General features: G+C 64.7%; 19 protein-coding genes. 10 read left to right on the plus strand and 9 right to left on the minus strand.

The window, feature by feature from the left end:
• Positions 1-285, minus strand: a 285-nt coding sequence (locus DH10_RS29325) for a helix-turn-helix domain-containing protein (RefSeq protein ID WP_425515381.1), incomplete at its 3' end; no start/stop codon positions are given.
• A 93-nt stretch (positions 286-378) separates the two neighbouring features.
• Here DH10_RS29325 and DH10_RS29330 point away from each other — a divergent pair.
• The 6 genes from DH10_RS29330 to DH10_RS29355 all read left to right on the plus strand — a co-directional run bounded on the left by DH10_RS29330 (position 379) and on the right by DH10_RS29355 (position 9,394).
• On the plus strand, positions 379-1,479 hold the full coding sequence (locus tag DH10_RS29330; RefSeq protein ID WP_192247095.1) for a citrate synthase/methylcitrate synthase: 1,101 nt from the start codon (positions 379-381) through the stop codon (positions 1,477-1,479).
• A 203-nt stretch (positions 1,480-1,682) separates the two neighbouring features.
• On the plus strand, positions 1,683-2,813 hold the full coding sequence (locus DH10_RS29335) for a patatin-like phospholipase family protein (protein ID WP_192247093.1): 1,131 nt from the start codon (positions 1,683-1,685) through the stop codon (positions 2,811-2,813).
• A 103-nt stretch (positions 2,814-2,916) separates the two neighbouring features.
• Complete coding sequence (locus tag DH10_RS29340; protein ID WP_192247091.1) at positions 2,917-4,338, plus strand: coniferyl aldehyde dehydrogenase; 1,422 nt, start codon at positions 2,917-2,919, stop codon at positions 4,336-4,338.
• Between the two features lie 368 nt (positions 4,339-4,706).
• Complete coding sequence (locus DH10_RS29345; protein ID WP_192247089.1) at positions 4,707-5,879, plus strand: efflux RND transporter periplasmic adaptor subunit; 1,173 nt, start codon at positions 4,707-4,709, stop codon at positions 5,877-5,879.
• Between the two features lie 80 nt (positions 5,880-5,959).
• A complete protein-coding gene (locus tag DH10_RS29350) occupies positions 5,960-9,136 on the plus strand; it encodes an efflux RND transporter permease subunit (protein WP_192247087.1) in 3,177 nt (1,058 codons plus the stop codon).
• Positions 9,137-9,235: 99 nt separating this feature from the next.
• A complete protein-coding gene (locus tag DH10_RS29355) occupies positions 9,236-9,394 on the plus strand; it encodes a DUF3309 family protein (RefSeq protein ID WP_192247150.1) in 159 nt (52 codons plus the stop codon).
• Positions 9,395-9,458: 64 nt separating this feature from the next.
• Here DH10_RS29355 and DH10_RS29360 read toward each other — a convergent pair whose 3' ends face one another.
• Entirely contained in the window at positions 9,459-10,415 is a 957-nt protein-coding gene (locus DH10_RS29360) for an SDR family oxidoreductase (RefSeq protein WP_192247085.1), read from the minus strand.
• Between the two features lie 97 nt (positions 10,416-10,512).
• Here DH10_RS29360 and DH10_RS29365 point away from each other — a divergent pair, with 97 nt between their 5' ends.
• Positions 10,513-11,427, plus strand: coding sequence for a LysR family transcriptional regulator (locus tag DH10_RS29365; protein WP_192247082.1), 915 nt, complete (start codon positions 10,513-10,515; stop codon positions 11,425-11,427).
• On the opposite strand, the gene DH10_RS29370 is transcribed toward DH10_RS29365, so the two are convergent.
• From DH10_RS29370 to DH10_RS29380, 3 genes are all read right to left on the minus strand, one after another.
• The gene (locus DH10_RS29370; protein WP_192247148.1) at positions 11,385-12,509 is read right to left on the minus strand and encodes an MFS transporter; all 1,125 of its coding nucleotides are present in this window, start codon (positions 12,507-12,509) and stop codon (positions 11,385-11,387) included. The two genes, DH10_RS29365 and DH10_RS29370, sit on opposite strands and share 43 nt — an antisense overlap.
• 381 nt (positions 12,510-12,890) lie before the next feature.
• Positions 12,891-13,199, minus strand: coding sequence for a DUF1244 domain-containing protein (locus tag DH10_RS29375; RefSeq protein ID WP_192247080.1), 309 nt, complete (start codon positions 13,197-13,199; stop codon positions 12,891-12,893).
• Positions 13,200-13,228: 29 nt separating this feature from the next.
• On the minus strand, positions 13,229-14,026 hold the full coding sequence (locus DH10_RS29380) for an N-formylglutamate amidohydrolase (RefSeq protein ID WP_192247079.1): 798 nt from the start codon (positions 14,024-14,026) through the stop codon (positions 13,229-13,231).
• A gap of 347 nt (positions 14,027-14,373) precedes the next feature.
• Here DH10_RS29380 and DH10_RS29385 point away from each other — a divergent pair, with 347 nt between their 5' ends.
• Together DH10_RS29385 and pyk are read left to right on the plus strand one after the other, a co-directional pair.
• Positions 14,374-14,862: a DUF1036 domain-containing protein gene (locus tag DH10_RS29385; RefSeq protein ID WP_192247146.1), complete on the plus strand. Its 489-nt coding sequence runs from the start codon at positions 14,374-14,376 to the stop codon at positions 14,860-14,862.
• On the plus strand, positions 14,859-16,286 hold the full coding sequence (gene pyk, locus DH10_RS29390) for a pyruvate kinase (protein WP_192247077.1): 1,428 nt from the start codon (positions 14,859-14,861) through the stop codon (positions 16,284-16,286). The genes DH10_RS29385 and pyk overlap by 4 nt, the downstream gene beginning before the upstream one ends.
• Positions 16,287-16,295: 9 nt before the next feature.
• Here pyk and DH10_RS29395 read toward each other — a convergent pair whose 3' ends face one another.
• The 3 genes from DH10_RS29395 to ykgO form a co-directional block, all read right to left on the minus strand.
• Positions 16,296-17,363, minus strand: a complete 1,068-nt coding sequence (locus DH10_RS29395) for an alpha/beta fold hydrolase (protein WP_192247075.1) — start codon at positions 17,361-17,363, stop codon at positions 16,296-16,298.
• A gap of 175 nt (positions 17,364-17,538) precedes the next feature.
• Positions 17,539-18,159 (minus strand): tetratricopeptide repeat protein, encoded by a 621-nt coding sequence (locus tag DH10_RS29400; RefSeq protein WP_192247073.1) that lies wholly within the window; start codon positions 18,157-18,159, stop codon positions 17,539-17,541.
• 163 nt (positions 18,160-18,322) lie between these two features.
• Complete coding sequence (ykgO, locus tag DH10_RS29405; protein ID WP_040974291.1) at positions 18,323-18,448, minus strand: type B 50S ribosomal protein L36; 126 nt, start codon at positions 18,446-18,448, stop codon at positions 18,323-18,325.
• A 243-nt stretch (positions 18,449-18,691) separates the two neighbouring features.
• Here ykgO and DH10_RS29410 point away from each other — a divergent pair, with 243 nt between their 5' ends.
• On the plus strand, positions 18,692-19,114 hold the full coding sequence (locus DH10_RS29410) for a lysozyme inhibitor LprI family protein (protein WP_192247071.1): 423 nt from the start codon (positions 18,692-18,694) through the stop codon (positions 19,112-19,114).
• Between the two features lie 8 nt (positions 19,115-19,122).
• Here DH10_RS29410 and DH10_RS29415 read toward each other — a convergent pair whose 3' ends face one another.
• On the minus strand, positions 19,123-20,199 hold the full coding sequence (locus DH10_RS29415) for a 5-(carboxyamino)imidazole ribonucleotide synthase (protein WP_192247069.1): 1,077 nt from the start codon (positions 20,197-20,199) through the stop codon (positions 19,123-19,125).
• Between the last annotated feature and the right edge of the window lie 13 nt (positions 20,200-20,212).

Here is a 20,212-nt window from a genome sequence, read left to right on the forward strand (position 1 = left end):
GTCCTTGCCGCGATAGACGAGGCGGCCGTGCAGCACGGTCGAGATGGCGGTGGTGATTGCCGGCTCGCCCCAGGCGATGGCGCTTTCGGCGATCGCTTGCGGGCTTCGCCCGCGCGCCCGTCGTGTCGCAAGCGCGGCTATATCGTCGGCGCGGTATTGGCTGCGGCGCGGGTCGGCCCCGTCCGGCCGCATGCCGATGCGGCCGCGGCTGACATAGGCATAGAGCGTCTGCGGCCGGACGTTGAGCCGCGCCAGCGCTTCCTCCCGTGTCAGCCATTCGGACATGCCCAGGCGCCTCGCATTGATTCAATTGATCAAGATTGATGCATTGATTGCGCAGCATTAATTGCAGTGCACAAAAGGTCAAGGAGACAAGTCATGGCAAATGGACTTGATGATGTTGTGGCGGCGGACACGGTGCTTTCCGATGTCGATGGGGCAGGCGGGCATCTCACCATCCGAGGCCATTCGTTGACGGAACTCGCCGGCCATTGGCGCTACGGCCAGGTGGTCCGCCTCCTGTTCGACGGCTTTTTCGATGAGCTTCCCGGCGACGCCGAACTGGAGAAAGCGATCGGCAGTGCGCGAACCGATGTTTTCGAACGGCTGCAGCCGATGCTGGGCCAACTGGCGCCGCTCGATATCTACAGCGCCATGCGTGCCGGCATCGCCCTGTTGCCGGATGGCGAGGCGCTGGCCGATGCGCTCAGGCTGGTCGCGGCGCCGGCGGTGCTGACGCCGGCCCTGCTGCGACTTACCCGTGGCGAGAAGCCGCTTCCTCCGGATGCTCGCGCCGATCATGCCGCCGATATGCTCAAAATGCTCGGCGGCCCGTCAACGCCGGCGCTTGCCAAGGCCCTCGACACCTATCTGGTCACGGTCTGCGACCATGGGCTCAACGCGTCCACCTTCGCAACGCGGGTGGTGGCGTCGACGCAGGCGGGCTTGACCTCGGCAATCCTGGCCGGGCTCGGCGCGCTGAAAGGTCCGCTGCATGGCGGCGCGCCGGGGCCGGTGATCGAGATGCTCGACGCGATCAAAGCCAGCGGCGACGCCGCCGCCTGGCTGCGGGGCGAGATCGCGCGCGGCGAGCGCATCATGGGCTTCGGCCATCGCATCTACCGCGTGCGCGATCCGCGCGCCGACGTGCTGAAGGCGGTCGTGCGGCGGCTCGGTTCCCGCAAAGATACAGGAAGCCGGGAGACGGGCAGCCGGCTGGCTTTCGCCGAGACGGTGGAGCAGACGGCACTCGATGTGCTCAGGGTCGCCAAGCCCCAGCGCTCGATCCAGACCAATGTCGAATTCTACACGGCACTGCTGCTCGAAGCCGCCGGCTTCCCTAAGGAAGCGTTCTCCAACGTCTTTGCCGCCGGCCGCGTCGCCGGCTGGATTGCGCATGCACGCGAGCAGCAGGCGACCGGACGGCTGATCCGGCCGCAGTCGCGCTATGTCGGGCCGGTGCCCGATCTCGTCGCCTGACATTTGGATCAGGCCTTGATGCAACCTCTCCGTTTCCGGTCAGCGGAGAGGTTTTTCATGACCGAAATTTCAACCGATCACGCGACCGTGTTCGTGTTCTTGCCTTGGTTAGTCCTTATGTGCTGCACTGCAACATAGGCTGATGACCAACCGCTTCGCACCATGACGTTGGGGCAAGCCGGAGCATCGAGACAAGGAACGCCATGGCGAAGAACGGCAAGGCGGAGGACAAGAAGAAGATCAACATCGCGCTCCAGGGTGGCGGCTCGCACGGCGCCTTCTCTTGGGGCGTGCTCGACCGCCTGCTCGAGGACGGGCGGCTGGAGATCGCGGCCGTGTCCGGCACCAGCGCCGGGGCCATGAACGCGGTGGCGCTGGCCGACGGCTTCGTGCGCGGCGGCGTCGAGGGCGCGCGCAAGAAGCTCGACGATTTCTGGCGGGCCGTGGCCTCGAAGGGCCGCTTCAGCCCGGTGCAGCGCATGCCGTGGGATGTCGTGTGGGGCAACTGGTCAATCGAGAACACGCCCGGCTATCTCTTCTTCGACACCATGTCACGGGTGTTCTCGCCTTACGTCGCCAACCCGCTCGGCCTCAATCCGCTGCGTAACGTGCTCGAGAAGGAAATCGACTTTCGCAACGTGCACGCCTGCAAGTCGATGGAACTCTTCATCTCGGCGACCAATGTCGAGACCGGGCAGTTGCGCGTCTTCTCCGACGGGGAGATCGACGTCGATACGGTGATGGCGTCGGCCTGCCTGCCGCAATTGTTCCGCGCCGTCGAGATCAAGGGCGTGCCCTATTGGGACGGCGGCTATGGCGGCAACCCGGCGCTCTATCCTTTCTTCAAGACGGCGGCGACCGAGGACGTGCTCTTGGTGCAGATCAACCCGGTGGTGCGCGAGGGCACGCCGAAGAGCGCCAACGAGATCCAGAACCGCATCGACGAGATCACCTTCAACGCCGGGCTGCTGCGCGAATTCCGCTCGATCGCCTTCGTCAAGGAGTTGATCGCGGCCGGCCGCTTGCCGCACGGCGAATATCGCGACATCCGCATGCACCGCATCGATGCCGACGAGGCGTTCAAGGACCTCTCTGCTTCGTCCAAGGTCAATGCCGAATGGGCCTTCCTCGCCTACCTTCGCGATCTTGGCCGAAGCGCCGCCAGCGATTGGCTGGAGGAGAATTACGACGCCGTCGGCAGACAAGCAACGCTCGACCTGTCGGGCGAGCTCGACGACGGCTTCAAGCCGGTGCGAGGCCCGGCGCCGGGCCGGCGGGTCAAGGAATTCCTCGCCGCGCACATGAAGCCGGAGTCGGCGCGCCGCCGGGCCTAGCATATATCAGTTCGCGCTGAAGCTTCCCTAACGGCACTGGCGAGGCGCTGGATTCGGCCCGTTGAGCGATGTACGTTTACCTGCACGTAAACGGGAGGTGGCGATGCTGCAGACCAGACAGAACTCCCTTGGGGTCAGGTTTGAAGCGCAGTGCAGGGCCTTCGAGAAGGAGCCCTTTCCCGGCCTCGAGGTGCGCAAGGACCGGCTGAAGCGGCTGCTGGCGCTGACCGAAAGGCATGAAGCCGAGATCTGCGAGGCGATCGACAGCGATTTCACTGGACGGGCGGCGCAGGAAACGCGGCTTGCGGAACTGTTCGTCGTCCGCGCCGGCATCAGGCATGCCATTCGGCATCTGCGCGGTTGGATGCGCGAGCGCGGCGTCGCCACCAGCCTGCCGTTCCTGCCGGGGCGCAACCGCCTTTTGCCGCAGCCGCTCGGCGTCGTGGGCATCGTCTCGCCCTGGAATTATCCGTTCCAGCTCGCCATCGCGCCGGCGACCGCCGCGCTCGCAGCGGGCAATCGCGTGCTGCTCAAGCCGTCCGAGCTGACGCCGAAATTTTCGGAGCTGCTTGCCCGGTTGGTCGAAGAGCATTTTTCTCCCGACGAAATGAGCGTGGTGGTCGGTGATGCCGAGGTCGGCAAGACATTCGTGTCGATGCCTTTCGATCACCTCTTGTTCACCGGCTCCACCGCCGTCGGTCGCCAGGTGGCGCTGGCCGCCGCCGCCAATCTGACGCCGGTCACGCTCGAGCTCGGCGGCAAGTCGCCGGCGATCTTCGATGCGACCTGCGATCTCGATGCTGCGGTGTCGAGCGTCGCTTACGGCAAGCTCTTGAACGCGGGCCAGACCTGCATCGCGCCCGACTATCTGATGGTCCCGCAAGGGCAGGGTGCGGCGATCGCCACGAAACTTGCCGCCGCCATGGCGCGGCTCTATCCGCACTTGCGCGACAATCCCGACTACACGGCGATCGTCAGCGAACGGCACCATCAGCGGCTGAGCGACATGATCGCCGAGGCGCGCGAAAGCGGCGCCGATGTCACCGAGGTCAACCCGGCAAACGAAAAGCTTGGCGAGAGCGACCGCAAGATGGCGCCTGTTCTGGTCAGGAATGCCGGCGAAAACCTGCGGCTGATGCGCGAGGAAATCTTCGGGCCGCTGCTGCCGATCCTCGAATACGGCACGGTCGATGACGCCATCGAGCATGTGAACCGGGGCGAGCGTCCGCTCGCCCTTTATTGGTTCGGCAAGGACAGCGCCAATCGCCAAAGGGTGATGCGGGAAACCGTCGCCGGCGGCGTGACGGTCAATGACTGCATGATGCATCTGGTGCAGGAAAGGCAGCCATTCGGCGGTGTCGGCGAGAGCGGCATGGGCGCCTACCATGGCGAATGGGGTTTTCGGACCTTCAGCAAGGAAAAGCCGATCTTCGTCCAGTCCCGCTTAAGTGCCGGCGGCCTGCTCAGACCGCCCTATGGCGGGACGTTCGAGCGGCTGTTCCGGTTGCTGAACCTGATCACCTGACAGGATTTATTTTCGAAGTGGGCGCGTCCTCTGCGTTGTCTCGTGCCAATCCAGCAAGTCATTGCGCGAAAAAATTCCGCATCATACTGACGCCTGCTGCCACTGAGTGGTCGAACGAGCGAAAAATCTGCCCCGGACCGGGAAAAGCCGGGCAGTCGAGCGACCGAAAAGTGGAAAAAAGCCTGTCCGCCACGGCTGGAGGCGCAATGATGCTGCAATTTTTCTCACTATATTGCGCCGCTGCTTTGCGGTAGAAGCGCGTTTCGCCGATCACGGCAAATTGAACACGGCTCAGCGCTAACCCATATCGGCGACGCGCCCGCATCTCAAGACGCGGCCCGGCCGAACCCGTAGTGGAAAAAACGTCGATGCCGAAAATCAGGTTTCACAAGCTTGCAGCCATTGCTGTGCTCATCGGATTCGCTGCCTGGATGGCAACGGGCGAGTTCTCGTCCGTGGGCAGCGCCGCCGATCACCAGAAGGCAGGAGAAGCGGGCAAAGCCGCGCAGGCCGGGGCCGACAAGCCGAAGACGGCAGAGGCCGAGCCGAAGGCGGCATTGCGCACGGTCGCGGTGGTGACGCCGCCACGCAAGACCTACGCGCGGGCAATACGGATCTCGGGCCTGACCGAAGCCGACAAGCGCGCGGTGCTTGCCACCCGCGTCGCCGGCGTCATCGACAAGCTGCCGGTCAAGCAGGGCGATCACGTCAAGACGGGCGACCTGGTGCTGATGCTCGCCACCGAGGAAAAGATCTCGAACATCGACAACGCCAGGCAACTCCTGGCGCAGCGCCAAGCCGAACTCGACGCGGCGCTGCGGCTGATGAAAACCGGCAACCTGCCCGCGCTGCAGCTCGACACCGCCCGCTCGAACCTGACGGCGGCGCAGTCGATGCTGGAGACGGCGCAGGCCGAACTCGACCGCAATGAAGTGAAGGCGCCGTTCGATGGCGTCATCGACCGCGTGCCGGTCGAGCTCGGCAGCTCGGTGATGCAGGGCGGCGAGGTGGCCACCATCCTCAAGCTCGATCCGGTGATCGCACGCGGCGAGATCAGCGAGCGCGACCTGCGCTACATCAAGATCGGCAACGAGGCCAATGTGCGCCTGGTCAACGACCAGAAGGTCACCGGCACGGTGCGCTATATCAGCCGCGATGCCTCCTCGCAGACCCGCACCTTCCGTGTCGAGGTGGCGATCCCCAATGGCGACGGCTCCATCCCGGCCGGCATGACGGCCGAGATCACGCTCAGCGCCGAACCGACCAACGCCGTCATGCTGCCGCGTTCGGTGGTGACGCTGGGCGACAAGGGCGATCTCGGCATCCGCGCGGTCGGCAAGGACGACAAGGTGGCGTTCTTCCCGATCGATCTCGTCGACGACACGCCGCATGGCCTGGTGCTCGGCGGCATCCCGCAGGACGCGCGCATCATCGTCGCCGGCCAGGAGCTGGTGAAGGAAGGCGATCTGGTTAAGCCCGTCGAGGCCGATCAGGCGACCATCAACAAGCTGATCGGCGAAGCCACCGCCGGTACCCAGTAGCGCGACGACTCCCGACGCCGGGCTTGTCCGGCGTCGCTGGCCGTCATCGCAGCTCCCGAAAGAAACAGCAGGCATAAGTCATGGACATCGTCAGACTCGCCATCAACAACGCCCGCCTCACAATATCGGCGCTGATGTTCCTGCTCGTCGCGGGCTGGGTCGCCTATCAGTCGACGCCGAAGGAAGCGGAACCCGACGTTCCGATTCCGATGATGTATGTCAGCCTGATCTACCAGGGCATTTCGCCGGAGGACTCCGAGCGCCTGCTGCTCAGGCCAATGGAAAGCAAGCTCAAGAGCCTCAAGGGGCTCAAGGAGATGCGCTCGGCCGCCTTCCAGGGCGGCGGCTACGTGCTGGTCGAGTTCCAGCCGCAGACCAATCTGGCCACCGCGCTGCAGGATACGCGCAGCAAGGTGCAGGACGCCAAGGCCGACCTGCCGCAGGCGGCCGAGGAGCCGACCGTCACCGAAGTCAACGTGTCCGAATTCCCGGTTCTGGTCGTGACACTGTCCGGCGACGTGCCGGAGCGCGTGCTGACGTCTGCGGCGCGCGAATTGCGCGACCGCATCGAGGAAGTGCCGGGCGTGCTCGAAGGCTCGCTGCAGGGCGCGCGCGACGATCTGGTTGAAGTCGTCATCGATCCGGTAAAACTCTCCTCCTACGGGCTGCAACTCGACCAGGTGATCCAGGGCGTCGGCGCCTCGAACAGCCTGGTCGCGGCCGGCAATCTCGAAGGTTCCGAAGGCAAATACGCGGTCAAGGTGCCGTCGCTGATCGAGAAGCCTGAGGACGTCGCCAGCCTGCCGGTCGTCGCCACGCCCAATGCGGTGGTGCAGGCCAAGGACGTCGCCACCGTACGCTCGACCTTCAAGGACGCCGAGACGGTGACCCGCCTCGACGGCAAGCCGGCGATCGCCATCGAAGTGAAGAAGCGCATCGGCGCCAACCTGATCGACACGCTGACCCATGTCAGGGAGGTGTCGGACAATTTCATCAAGTCGATGCCGGAGGGCATGCACGTCACCTACACGCAGGACAAGTCGGTCTTCGTCAACCAGCTTCTGGGCGACCTGCAGAACCATGTGATGATCGCCGTCATCCTGGTGTTCATCGTCATCCTCTACGCGCTGTCGGGCCGTGCCTCGCTGCTCATCGGCCTCGCCATCCCCTCATCCTTCCTGATCGGCATCCTTTTGCTCGCGATGATGGGCTACACGATCAACATGATCGTGCTGTTCAGCCTCATCCTGGCGGTCGGCATGCTGGTGGACGACGCCATCATCGTCACCGAATTCGCCGAACGGCGCATGAGCGAGGGCATGCCGAAGGCGGACGCCTTCGCTTTGGCCGCCAAGCGCATGGCGGGCCCGGTCATCGCGGCGACGATGACGCGCATCGCCGCCTTCTCGCCGCTCTTGTTCTGGCCCGGCATCATCGGCGACTTCATGAAATACATGCCGATCACGCTGATCGTGACGCTGTCGGCCTCGATGCTCTATGCGCTGGTGTTCGCGCCGACGCTCGGCGCCATCTTCGCCAAGGCGCCGGCGCATCACGAGGAAGATCATCGCGACGGCTGGTACATGGCCGTGGTCAAGCAGGCGGTGCGCTTCCCGATCACCGTCATCCTGCTCACCGTCGGCCTGCTGGTGGGCGTCGGCTTCGCCTATTCGAAATACGGCGCCGGCGTCGAGTTCTTCCCCAGCGTCGAGCCGGATTACGGCCTGCTCTACGTGCATGCCCGGGGCAATCTATCGCTGGCCGAAATGGACGCCGCGACCAAGACGGCGGAAAGCCGGCTGCTCGGCTGGCCGGGCGTGAAGTCGGTCTATACCCGCGTCGGCAAGACGCAAGGCGGCGGCCAGGACATCCCGGAGGACGTCGTCGGCGTGATCCAGTACGAGTTCGTCGACTGGCGCGAGCGCAAGTCCGCCAACCAGATCCTCGACGACCTGCGCGCGGTGATGGCCGGCATTCCGGGCGTCGACGTCGAGGTGCGCGTGCCGGAAGCGGGTCCGCCGACCGGCAAGCCGATCCAGATCAGGCTTTCTGCCGCCGACCCGACCGGGCTCGACGACAAGGCGCGTGCGGTGGCGGCGCGGATCGCCAGGATCCCCAACGTCATCGACGTTTCCGACGGTCTGCCGCCGCCTGGCGTCGACTGGGCGCTCGAGGTCGACCGCGCCAAGGCGGCGCAATACGGCATCAGCCCGACCTCGGTCGGCACGGTGGTGCAATTGGTCACGAACGGCCTCAAGCTGTCGGAATACCGGCCGGCCGGCGCCGACGACGCCGTCGACATCCGCCTGCGTCTGCCGGAAGACCGGCGCACGCTGTCGACGCTCGACGAGCTCAGGGTGCAGACCTCGCAAGGGTCGGTGCCGATCTCGAACTTCGTGGTGCGGAAACCGGAGCCGACGGTGGGTATCCTCAATCGCATCGACGGCGCGCGGACCGTGGTGGTGCAAGCCAATGTCAGCGCCGGCGCGCAGGTCGCGGCGGTGCAGCAGGAAGTCACAAAGGCTGTCACCGACATGAATCTCGGCAGCGGCATCCGCTGGAAGCTCGCCGGCTCCAACGAGGACAGCGCGCAAGCCAGCGCCTTCTTGAGCAAGGCCTTCGGCGCCGCGATCTTCCTGATCTTCCTGGTGCTCTTGGCGCAGTTCAACAAGTTCACCAGCGTGTGGCTTGTTCTGTCCTGCGTGGTCATGGCGACCATCGGCGTATTCCTCGGATTGCTTCTGACAGGCGAAGCCTTCGGCATCGTCATGTCGGGCATCGGCGTCATCGCGCTCGCCGGCGTGGTGGTGAACAACAACATCGTGCTCATCGACACCTATGACCGGCTGCGCGAGGAAGGCTGGGATAAGATAGACGCGGTGCTGCAGACCTGCCGCGAGCGCGCCCGGCCGGTGGTGCTGACGGCGGTCTCGGCCATCCTCGGCGTGCTGCCGATCGCCTTCGGCCTCGGCCTCGAAATCTTCCATCACGAGACGACGATCAACGCGCCGTCGACGCAATGGTGGATTTCGCTGTCCTCGGCGATCGTCTTCGGCCTCTCCTTCGCCACCTTGCTGACCCTGGTGGTGACGCCGTCGATGCTGATGGTGTTCACCCGCGCCAAGGTGAAGCCCGGCGCGCGGCGCGGCTGGCTCAGCCGGCTGTTCGGCCGCGGCAAGGGCAAGGTGTCGACCGATCAACCGGCCACGGAGCCTGGCACCGATCCGGCGGTCGCCTTCCCAAAGGCCGCGGAATAGCTGGTTTTCGAAATCCAAATGCAAAAAGCCGCCCGGGAACAACCGGGCGGCTTTTTGCATTGTTCCCTCGAGGTTCAACCAGACGGCGAGGGCATTTTCATGACGATCGGCACACTTCTCGTAATAATCCTGATTCTGATCCTAATCGGCGCCGTGCCGGCATGGCCGCATTCGCGCGCCTGGGGCTACGGGCCTTCGGGGATCGTTGGCGTAATTCTGGTCATTCTGCTGATTTTGCTGCTGTTGGGCCGGATCTGATCTTCAACGATCCATGGTCGGGCCTCCGAGGCCCGGCCGGTTCAGCTTTGGTGCTCAGCGTTGATCAGGCGGCCTGGCGCGAGGCCGCGACGGCAATGCCGATATCCTGCATGGCTTCCGCTACAGCCCGGTCGAGCGGGGTGTGCGGAATCTCGCGGATGATGCTCTCCAATCGCGTCGAGACCAGCCGGTGCGCCTCGAAGCGCAGATAGGACATCGAGACGATCTCGCGCCACATGGCCACGAACGGGCTGCCGGCGCGCAGCACCCACCACGGCATGAACGAGAGCTTCAGCTTGCGGCCGAGCGCCTTCTCGGCGGCGGCCTTGATCTCGAGGTCGGTGACGGCGTGGCCCGGGAAATTCAGCGCCTCGTAGAAGCCAAGCTTGTCGAGATTGCGCGCCAGCCCGACAAAGGCAACGGCGAAGTCGGGCAGATAGGCCCATTCATGCACGAGGTCGGCCGGTCCAGGCGCGGTGTAGGTGCCCTTTTCCATCTTGGCGGCGACGACGAGGTCGAACCACGAGCCGCTGCCGGTGCCGCCGAAGAAGTCGCCGGCCCGCAGAAGAATGGTGCGCACCCGGCCAGCATCGGCCTCGCGACCGGACAGCTCTTCCATGGCGCAGCGAATGCGGCCTTTCTCGGTCGTCGGATGGAAAGGCGTGTCCTCAGTGATCACCTCAGGCATCGGCGAGCCGTAATTGTAGACGGTACCGGGGAAGAGATGCAGCGCGCCATTCGCGCGGCAGGCGGCCATGACGTTCTCGGCCATTGGCAGGCATTTGCCCCAGTCGGTATAGATCGGGTTGAGCCCGTTGAAGATGATGTCGACACCTTCGGTGGCGCGGACCAGCGACTGTCTGTCCAGCGCATCGCCGGCGACCGCCGTGGCGCCCTTGAGCTCGGCCGGCACCTTGCCGGTGCGGGTGACGGTGCGGACGTCGAAACCGGCGTCGATGAAAGCCTTGGCGACCACGCGGCCGAGCCGTCCATTGGCGCCCAGAATTGCGATCTTGGTCATTGTTCGTCTCCGTTGATTGCGTTTGCCCCACCTAATCTGACCTCCCCGGAAACGAATGAAAATTGACTAAGATCGGCGATATGATATTCAAAAATGAATGAAAGAATTCGACTGGAACCTGATCAAGAGTTTCGTCGCGGTGGCCGAAACAGGCAGCCTGTCGGCTGCGGCGCGCAGACTGGCGGCGAGCCAGCCGACGCTCGGCCGCCACATCGCCGAGCTGGAGCAGGCGCTGGGCGTCACGCTGTTCCGGCGCGGGCGGCGCGGCTACGAACTGACGGAAGCCGGCAGCGCGCTCTACGAACGAGGGCAGGCGGTCAGCGAGCAGGCCAATGCCTTCTCGCTGCTGGCGCTCGGATCGGTCGAGGCGATCGAGGGCACGGTGCGCATTGCCGCCAGCGAAGTGGTCGCGGCTTGCGTGTTGCCGCAGATGACGGCGCGTCTTGGCGAGGAGGAGCCGGGCATCGAGGTCGAGATCGTCGCCTCGAACCAGGTCGAGAACCTGTTGCGCCGCGATGCCGACATCGCCATCCGCATGGTTAGGCCGGCGCAGAACGAGCTGGTGGCGCGCAAGGTCACCGACATTGCGCTTTGCCTGTGCGCGGCGAAATCCTATCTCGACTGGCGCGGCCGTCCGCAAAAGCCCGCCGATCTCTTCGACCATGCCCTGGTCGGGTTCGACCGCAGCGACGAGATCATTCGCGGCTTCACCGCTTTTGGTATTGCGGTCGGCCGCAGCGACTTCCGCTTCAGGACCGATAACCAGATCGTGCTCTGGGAAGCGGTGCGGGCCGGCAATGGCATCGGCATCGGCCAGGAGCCGCTGGCGAACCGCGATCCGGACCTGGAGAAGCTTTTGCCGGAGGTTCCCTTGCCCGTGCTACCAGTGTGGCTTGCGATGCATCGCGATGTGCGCACCAGCGTGCGTATCCGCCGGGTGGCGGATTTCCTGCATGAAGAGCTGAAGCGTTACTCCGCCGGCGCCGGATCGGCGGCGAATTCGGCCCGGTGAGCAAGGCTGGCCATCAACAACACGATGACCAGCAGGCCCGAAAGCGCGATGAAGATCGGGCCGAAGCTCGAGTGCTCGGCGACGAAGCCGATCGCCGACGGCGCCACCAGGATGCCGGAATAGCCCACGGTGGTGACAACGCTCATGCCGGTGCCCGAGGACATGCCTTCCTGGTTGCCGCCTGCCGAGAACAGGATCGGCACCATGTTGGCGATACCGAAGCCGCAGAAGGCGAATGCGGCAATGGCGAGATAAGGCGAAGGCGAGAGGCCGGCCACGAACATGCCGGCGGCGGCGACAAGCGCCGAACCGCGCAGCGTCGCCACCGCGCCGAAGCGGTTGCGCACGCCGTCGCCCAGGAAGCGCATCAGCGCCATGACGCCGGAGAAAGCGGCATAGGCGAGGCCGGCAATCGCAAGGTCGGCGCCGACCTCCTGGTGCAGATAAAGCGCCGCCCAGTCGAGCACCGCGCCCTCGGAGACCATGGTGAGCAGCGCCATCAGCCCGACCAGATAGACTATTGTGTGCCGGGGCAGCGTAAATTTCTGATGCTCGGCGGCCCGCGGTTTGTCCTCGGCGATAAGGTAGCGAACAGCAAGGCCAATAACGGCGAAAGCGATCGCGGTCACCACGATCGCATGGGAGAGGTAGCCGTAATTCTGGATCGAGTAGCCGCCGAGCGCGCCGCCGGCGAAGCCGCCGAGGCTCCAGAAGCCATGCGAGGACGACATGATCGCGCGCGACAGCCGCCGTTCGACGACCACGGCATTGGAGTTCATGGCGACATCCATGCCGCCGATCGATCCGCCGAAGATGAGCATGGCGATTGCCGCGAGCGGCACGTTGGGGGCGAGCGCCACGACCAGCAGGCCGAAACTGCCGCAGACGCCGAACCAGCGCAGCACGGTGCGCGACCCGTGCCTGGAAATGAGATGGCCGCACCAGGTCATCGCCATCACCGCGCCGACCCCGAACAGCAGGATCAGCAGGCCGAGCATGAATTTCGAGATGTCCAGCCGGGTGAGGAACACCGGGATCTGCGGCGCCCAGCTGCCGGTGAGGAAGCCATTGGCAAGGAAAATGCCGGCAACGGCCCAGCGGCCGCGCTTGCATTGTGGTTTGTATGTTCACGCTCTGAAATCCGGTGCGCCGGTGGCTCGCGGCGGCAAATTGGATCGATTCAATTGGCAGTCAAGCACCTCACCACCAAAGCTTGTGGGCCAAGTCGAAGGGTAGCGATGAAGCCGTTCCGCAGCGATCCTTCGCGCCCCCCTCTGTCCTGCCGGACATCTCCCCCACAAGGGGGGAGATTGGCTGTGCCAGCGCGCCGCTCATCCTGCAACGTTGGAGATTGGCGAAAGCCGACGCGACGTCTGATCTCCCCCCAAGTGGGGGAGATGGCCGGCAGGCCAAAGGGGGCGCTGTCCCGCCAGCGTTAGGAACCTATGCGCCGTCCCGATAATTCAGTGATCCTTCGGGCGCCTAGCCTCGAACTCGGCCTTCTTGGCGTCCGACGCTTCGGTCTGGTTGAGCGCCTGCCATTCGGCATAGGGCATGCCGTAGATGATCTCACGCGATTCGTCCTTGGAGAGCGCGACGCCGTCCGCCTCGGCGGCCTCGCGATACCAGTTCGACAGGCAGTTGCGGCAGAAGCCGGCGAGGTTCATCAGGTCGATATTCTGGACGTCGCCGCGCTCACGCAGGTGCTCGACCAGCCGGCGGAAGGCGGCCGCCTCGAAATCGCGTTTCTGTTCGTCGCTGAGTTCGGCCATTGCATGGAACTCCGTGAGCTTGAGGTCCGTCACACCGGCCCGGTGCGCGAGCCGAACATCTTCACCTGATGTATATCGGGACGGCGGTCGATGGCGTCAACGATCGGGGCCAGCCGTTCGACCCACGCAAGAGCGCCGGCGCGCTCGGCGATCAGGTCCTGGCGGATCTCGATCAGCGCATGGGCATAGCCGTTGACGATGGCGTGGCGGAACATGGTGTCGCCGCGTAGCGCGCCGTCATATGGCTCGTTGTCGCCAACGACGAGCGCTTTGTCCTCGGCCAGCATGTCGATCAGCGGCCGCGCCACGCGGTCGTCGCGGTCCCATAGGATGCCGACATGCCAGGGGCGGATGAAGCCTTGCATGCGCGGGGTGAAGGAGTGCACCGAGAAGATGAACGGCGCTTTCCCGGAAGCGTGCGCCACCGAGGAAATCATCGCGCCGACGGCGTCGTGATAGGGCCGGTAGAAGCGGTCGAGCCGTTTCTCCCGCTCCTCGGCCGCCATGGGATAGTTTCCCGGCACGATGGTGCCGTCATAGAGCTGGCGGATCAGCGTCGGGTCGTCCTCGCCCCGGTTGGGATCGATCAGAAGCCGGGAGAAGCCGGCAAGCAGGGCCGGCGCGTCGAGCGCCGCCGCCAGCTCGCGCGTCACCGTCTCGACGCCGATATCATAGGCGATGTGACGCTCGAACTCCTCCGCCGGTAGGCCGAGACTTCCATATTCTTCCGGCAGGTCGCGGCGGGCGTGGTCGGCGAGAAGCACGATGCCTTTCTTGCGGTCGCCCTCGATGATGTCGAAGGGCGCGAAAGCTGTGGATCGGGTCATCGGTTGAAAACGGTCTGTTCGCGAGTGTCCGGGCGGGGTGGTATCGTCATTCCACGAAGAGGACTGAGGCGCAATGCCGTTGTTTGGCCACGGTTTCTGCAAAAAATCCCGGATGGACGCCAAATCGCGCGCTTACAGCGCCGCGCGTCCTCTTGGACGCGCAAAGGACGCTGTAGCACTTTGATTTTGGCGCATGATCCTTTCCGAAAATCGATTCCGATTTTCGGGGTCATGCGCGAGCCTCTCTAAATCGATTGGAATTGAACAAAACGGCGCGTTGACATGCGCCCGGAGTTTGCTGAAAAGGGCTTCGAGAGATGCAGATGTGGTTCGCGAAGGGATTTGGGATGGGTTTCGCTGGCAGGCTGCGCAAGCGCCTGACCCTGCCGCTCCTGATCTTTGGCGCGGTTATCAGCGCGCTTTGCGCGACCTCGCCGGCGCGCGCCGACTTCCGCGTCTGCAACGCGACACAGAACCTGGTCGGCGTCGGCATCGGCTATCGGGCGAAGGCCGGCTGGATCACCGAAGGCTGGTGGCACATCGAAGGGTCGACCTGCAAGACGCTGATCGAGGGGCCGCTGTCATCAAGGTTTTACTATCTTTATGCAGAAGACGCCGAGCGCGGCGGGCGTTGGGACGGCCCGATCAACATGTGCGTCGCCGAGAAAGAGTTCAAGATTGCCGGCGTGAATGATTGCGTCGCCCGGGGCTTCCAGCGCGCCGGATTTCAGGAATATGACACGGGCGAGCAGGCAAGCTGGATGGTCCAGCTGACCGACGAGCCCGCAACGGGCGGCGCGCCAGCGACCCCCGCTCCGGGAACAAACAGTCAATGAGACGCAACCGCAAGGTCAAGATCCTCGCCACCATCGGTCCGGCTTCCTCGTCCGAGGAGATGCTGCGAAAGCTCTTCGAGGCGGGCGCCGATGTCTTCCGCATCAATATGAGCCATACCGACCATGAGCTGATGCGCACGCTCGTCGGCCGCATCCGCGCCGTCGAAGCGGCCGTCGGCCGGCCGATCGGCATTCTGGCCGATTTGCAAGGGCCGAAGCTCAGGGTCGGCAAGTTCGCCAATGTCAAGGAAGCGCTGGCTGTCGGCCAGACCTTCACGCTCGACGACAATCCGGAACCCGGCACGTCGAAACGGGTCTACCTGCCGCATCCCGAAATCCTGAGCTCGGTCGAGGCCGGCCACCGTCTTTTGATCGACGACGGCAAGCTGGAGCTCAAGGCGGTCAAGAGCGACGGCAAGTCGATCACCTGCACGGTCGTCGCCGGCACCGGCATTTCCGACAAGAAGGGCGTCAGCCTGCCCGACACCGACCTGCCGGTCGGCGCGCTCACCGAAAAGGACCGGGCCGACCTCGACGCGGTGCTGGCGGCGAGTGTCGACTGGGTGGCGCTGTCCTTCGTGCAGCGGCCGGAGGATTTGGCCGAAGCCCGCAAGATCGCGCGCGGCCGGGCGCTGATCATGGCCAAGATCGAGAAGCCGCAGGCAGTCGCTCGCCTGGCCGAGATCATCGAGCTCTCCGACGCATTGATGGTTGCGCGTGGCGATCTCGGCGTCGAGATGCCGCTGGAGGCGGTGCCCGGCATCCAGAAGCAGATCACGCGCGCCGCGCGCCGCGCCGGCAAACCGGTGGTGATCGCGACCCAGATGCTGGAATCGATGATCACCGCACCCGTGCCGACCCGCGCCGAGGTCTCGGACGTATCGATCGCCGTGTTCGAAGGCGCGGACGCGATCATGCTTTCGGCCGAATCCGCTGCCGGCGCCTATCCGGTCGAGGCGGTCGCCATGATGAACCGCATCGCCACCAAGGTCGAAACCGATCCGACCTATGCCGGCATCATCAACGCGCAGCGCTCCGAGCCGGAAGCGACCGGTGCCGACGCCATTTCGCTCGCCGCGCGTGAGATCGCCGAGACGCTGAAACTGTCGGCGATCATCACCTACACCGCCTCCGGCACCACCGGCCTGCGCGCCGCGCGCGAGCGGCCGCAGGTGCCGATCGTGGCGCTGTCGCCGATCGTCAACACGGCGCGCCGGCTCTCGCTTCTATGGGGCACGCATTGCGTGGTCTCGGAGGACGCGATCGACCTCGACGACATGGTCGACCGGGCCTGCCGCATCGCGCTCGACGAAGGCTTCGGCAAGCCGGGCGACCGCGTCATCATCACCGCCGGCGTGCCGCTGAGGACGCCCGGCTCGACCAACATGCTGCGCATCGCCTATGTCGGGTCGGAAACACACTGATCCGAAGCGTCAGCCCGGCGCGAGTTGGGCGTCCGGCACCTTGAGTTCCGGGCATCTGCCGGCGCCTTGCGTGTCACCGGCGATGCGGCTTTCCACGACGCTCGCCATCGCCTGCAAGTCGACCGGCGCGCCGGCAGCCCTTTCGATAGCGCCGACGACGAGATCGGGCGCGACCCAGTCCGGCTTGTGGCCGAGGTTGCGGACCCAGATGAGCTCCGCGCCGGGAATGTCGCGCTCCAGGCCGACGGAGTGGATGGTGGCGTAGACCACCTTGTCGCGATCGCCGGAGATGACGACCGTCGGTACCTTGATTTCACGGTAGCCGGGCGAGGCCGCGCGCACATAGTCATATAGCTGGGCCACATCGCGGGCGTTGGCGCGGAAGGCGCGCGGCCTCAACACCAAAGGGATCGCGGCCTTGTCGATATAGTCGTCAGGCGCATTGTTGGGCGAGAAGACGCAGGCCGTCGCGTCGCCGATTTGCAGCATGCCGGCGGGGTAAGCAATCGTCTCGGAAAACAGCCAGCCGATCACCGGAACGGCCGTCAGCTTGTAATACCAGGCGGTCGCGCCGCCCGGCCAAGGATGACTGACGGGCGCCAGGAAGACGAGGCCGAGCGTCTTGTCGGGATGCTGGCGGGCAAAGGCGGTGGTGATCGCGCCGCCGAAGGAATGGGCGACGATGATCGCTCTGCCGATGCGAAGGCGATCCATCAGCGCGGCGATGGTGTCTGCCTGCGCCGCAAGGGTTTCGTTGTTGCCCGCTCCGCGCTCCGACCAGCCGAAGCCGGGCCGGTCGAGAAAGAGCAACTCGGCGCGGCCTTCGAGCAGGGGCTTCAGCGGCAGCATCTGGTCCCTGAGGTTGGCGCTGGCGCCATGGATGAAGACGATCGGCGGCAGAGCGGCGCCGGCAGGCGCCGGAATATGGATATAGTGGATGCGCGCGCCGTTAACGTCGGCGAATTCACCGCCCGGCGAATTGCGGCGCTCGATCAGCCAGACGCCGGTGCGGGTAATGCCGGCGAGGGCGAAGATAAGCGCGATGAGGAAGAGAAGCGCGGCGCAGATGAGGTTCATGCGGAAGAGATACGGGTTACACGCCTGCGGCCAGCCCAACGGCAATGAAGTCGATGCGGGCCACGATCAAAAGCTTGAACATCCCGGAGCGGAATTAGTTTTGGAGGATGGCAGTAGGCAGTAGGCAGTAGTGGTATATTTCTGTCTACTGCCTAATTCCCTATTCCCTTCTCCATCAAATGCCTTCGCCGGCCAGCTCTTCCGAAAGCGCCGATACCTGGTCCTGGGCGCTGCGCATCATCGGATAGATGGCGAGCACTTTCTGCCAGGCTTCCAGCGCCGACTGCTTGTGGCCGGTTTCGGCCATGATCTGCGCGAGACCCGAGAGCGCGCCGAAATGGCGCGGTTCGAGATGCAGCGTATGGTCGATGTCCGACATCGACTTCCCGTAATTCTTCATCAGGAAATGCACGGTGGCGCGGCGGTTCCAGCCTTCGGCATAGTCGGGCTGTAAGGTCACCACCTGGTCGAGGAAGTCGAGCGCGACGTCGAATTTCTGGTCTTCCGTCGCCTTCTGCGCCCATTGCATCATCAGGTCGATCGAGGCGCTGCCGGACTGGTTCCACTCATTCCAGATGCGGCCGGCGATGCGCTCGGCGGCCTTTTCGTTGCGCTCGCGTTTGAGATCGGCAAAGAGCTGGTTGAGCCGTCCTTGCCTGGTCGAGGCGACGGGCGGCGGCGTGATGGCCGGTGGCGGCGAGGCGGCGGAGGGCTGCGTGTCCTGGTCCTCGGCCGATGCAGGCGAGGCAGCACAGGCGAAGAGGACGGCGGTGAAGAATGCAAAAAGAATCCGCATCGCCGGAATCTAACGCCGGACGGCGGATCGTCAAAATGATTTTAGCGTGAGAGGGCCGGCGAACCGGCAATCGACATCAGCGCGGCACGGCCTCTTTGTTCACGTCGTTCTCCCAAAACCGCTACGCAGTTTTGGGCGACATTCATCAGGCCGCGCGCAAGTCTCAGCCCTGGCGCGCCTTGTAGCGCGGAGCGGTCTTGTTGATGATGTAGATGCGTCCCTTGCGGCGAACCAGCCGGTTGTCGCGGTGACGCGCCTTGAGCGCCTTGAGCGAATTCTTGATCTTCATGGTCTTGCCTGTTCGGTCGGGGCCCGGTCCCGGGCCGAATTTTAAAGGCGCGCCCGGAAAAAACGCGCCTTTGAACTTGCGTGGCTCATAAACGAGGAGCCTTGCCCATGTCAACCGCAAGCGCGCAACTCTGATGCCGCAACCGGCGCGCTCATCAAATATTCGCCATCCGGATCGCGCCGCATTGCGCGACTCGGGAGCGGCTGGGATGCTGGGCCGACGCAAAGCGATTGGAGATCCAGCATGCGCCGTCTCTTCCTGCCAGCCTGTCTTGTCCTCCTGGCAACCGCCCCGGCGGCTTGGGGACAAGAATGCGACCGCAACGACGACAGCCAGTCGATGATGAGCATTTGCGCCAACACCGACTATGAGGCGGCCGATGCCAAGCTGAACGCCGCCTACAAGGATCTCGTCGGCGGCAATGACGAGAAGGCCAACAAGCTTCTGCAGACGGCGCAGCGCGCCTGGATCGCCTTTCGCGATGCCGAATGCGCCTATTCGACCGCCGACAGCGAGGGCGGCTCCATCCATCCGATGGAGGTTTCGCAATGCCTGACGAAGCTGACCAATGAGCGCACCAAGCAGCTCACTTCAGGTCCCAATTGCCAAGACGGCGATCCGACCTGCGCCAGCCCGGACGAGGACGAAGACCAGGATATGCAGTAGTTGGGGGATCAGTGCAGGCGGCTGATCCGCGTGAAATGCCCCATCTTGCGGCCGGGGCGCGAGTCGGCCTTGCCGTAGAGATGCAGCATCAGATCGGGCTCGGCGAGCAGCGCCGGGACCTTCAGCACGTCGTCGCCGATCAGGTTTTCCATCACGCAGTCGGAATGCCGGGCGGGCGAGCCCAACGGCAGGCCGGCGACCGCGCGGATATGCTGCTCGAACTGCGAGACGAGGCAGGCGGCCTCGGTCCAGTGGCCGGAATTGTGGACGCGCGGCGCCAGCTCGTTGGCCAGCAGCGAGCCGTCGGCAAGAACGAAGAACTCGACGCCGATGACGCCGACATAGTCGAGCGCCACGAGGATTTTTGAAGCCGCATCCTTGGCTGCCTCGGCCGTTTCAGACCGAATGGCGGCAGGCAGGGTCGAAGTTCGCAGAATGCCCTCGCGGTGGATGTTCTCGGCCGGATCGTAAGCGGCCGTCGAGCCGTCGTGTGCCCGCGCGGCGATGACCGAAATCTCGCGCTCGAAGACGACCAGCGATTCAAGGATCAGCGGCACGTTGCCCATCGTCTCGCAGGTGCCGGCAAACCCGCCGGTTTCCATGTTGCGGAAGACGCGCTGGCCCTTGCCGTCATAGCCCAGGCGGCGTGTCTTCAACACGCCGCTACCGCGGAACTTTTGCAACGCCACCGTCAACTGGTCGTCATTGTCGACCGGGCAGAATTCTGCCGTCGGAATGCCGATGCCGTTCAGGAAACTCTTCTCGGTCACGCGATCCTGCGCAACCTCGAGCGCGCGCGCCGGCGGATAGACCGGAACGCGCGCGGCGAGCGTCTCCGCGGCTTGAACCGGGACATTCTCGAACTCGTAGGTGACGACGATGCTGGCGGCAGCCAGTTCGGCAAGTGCCGCGGGGTCGTCATACGGAGCGACGATCTGCCGGTTGGCGACCTGGGCCGCCGGGCAATCGGGCTGCGGCTCCAGCACGATTGTGCGATAGCCGAGGCGGGCGGCGGCCATCGCCAGCATGCGGCCGAGCTGGCCGCCGCCGATGATGCCGATGGTCGATCCGGGAGCGAGGGTCACGGCGTATCCGCCG

It is taken from the genome of Mesorhizobium silamurunense (assembly GCF_014843825.1).
Taxonomy (GTDB): domain Bacteria; phylum Pseudomonadota; class Alphaproteobacteria; order Rhizobiales; family Rhizobiaceae; genus Mesorhizobium; species Mesorhizobium silamurunense.

Coding starts and splice junctions, on each gene's coding strand:
- DH10_RS29395 (WP_192247075.1), bottom strand. CDS start 17,363: ATGAACCTCATCTGCGCCGCGCTTCTCTTCCTCATCGCGCTTATCTTC.
- DH10_RS29410 (WP_192247071.1), top strand. CDS start 18,692: ATGCGCCGTCTCTTCCTGCCAGCCTGTCTTGTCCTCCTGGCAACCGCC.
- DH10_RS29380 (WP_192247079.1), bottom strand. CDS start 14,026: ATGACCCGATCCACAGCTTTCGCGCCCTTCGACATCATCGAGGGCGAC.
- DH10_RS29365 (WP_192247082.1), top strand. CDS start 10,513: ATGAAAGAATTCGACTGGAACCTGATCAAGAGTTTCGTCGCGGTGGCC.
- DH10_RS29350 (WP_192247087.1), top strand. CDS start 5,960: ATGGACATCGTCAGACTCGCCATCAACAACGCCCGCCTCACAATATCG.
- DH10_RS29385 (WP_192247146.1), top strand. CDS start 14,374: ATGGGTTTCGCTGGCAGGCTGCGCAAGCGCCTGACCCTGCCGCTCCTG.
- DH10_RS29345 (WP_192247089.1), top strand. CDS start 4,707: ATGCCGAAAATCAGGTTTCACAAGCTTGCAGCCATTGCTGTGCTCATC.
- DH10_RS29355 (WP_192247150.1), top strand. CDS start 9,236: ATGACGATCGGCACACTTCTCGTAATAATCCTGATTCTGATCCTAATC.
- DH10_RS29330 (WP_192247095.1), top strand. CDS start 379: ATGGCAAATGGACTTGATGATGTTGTGGCGGCGGACACGGTGCTTTCC.
- DH10_RS29400 (WP_192247073.1), bottom strand. CDS start 18,159: ATGCGGATTCTTTTTGCATTCTTCACCGCCGTCCTCTTCGCCTGTGCT.
- ykgO (WP_040974291.1), bottom strand. CDS start 18,448: ATGAAGATCAAGAATTCGCTCAAGGCGCTCAAGGCGCGTCACCGCGAC.
- pyk (WP_192247077.1), top strand. CDS start 14,859: ATGAGACGCAACCGCAAGGTCAAGATCCTCGCCACCATCGGTCCGGCT.
- DH10_RS29375 (WP_192247080.1), bottom strand. CDS start 13,199: ATGGCCGAACTCAGCGACGAACAGAAACGCGATTTCGAGGCGGCCGCC.
- DH10_RS29340 (WP_192247091.1), top strand. CDS start 2,917: ATGCTGCAGACCAGACAGAACTCCCTTGGGGTCAGGTTTGAAGCGCAG.
- DH10_RS29335 (WP_192247093.1), top strand. CDS start 1,683: ATGGCGAAGAACGGCAAGGCGGAGGACAAGAAGAAGATCAACATCGCG.
- DH10_RS29360 (WP_192247085.1), bottom strand. CDS start 10,415: ATGACCAAGATCGCAATTCTGGGCGCCAATGGACGGCTCGGCCGCGTG.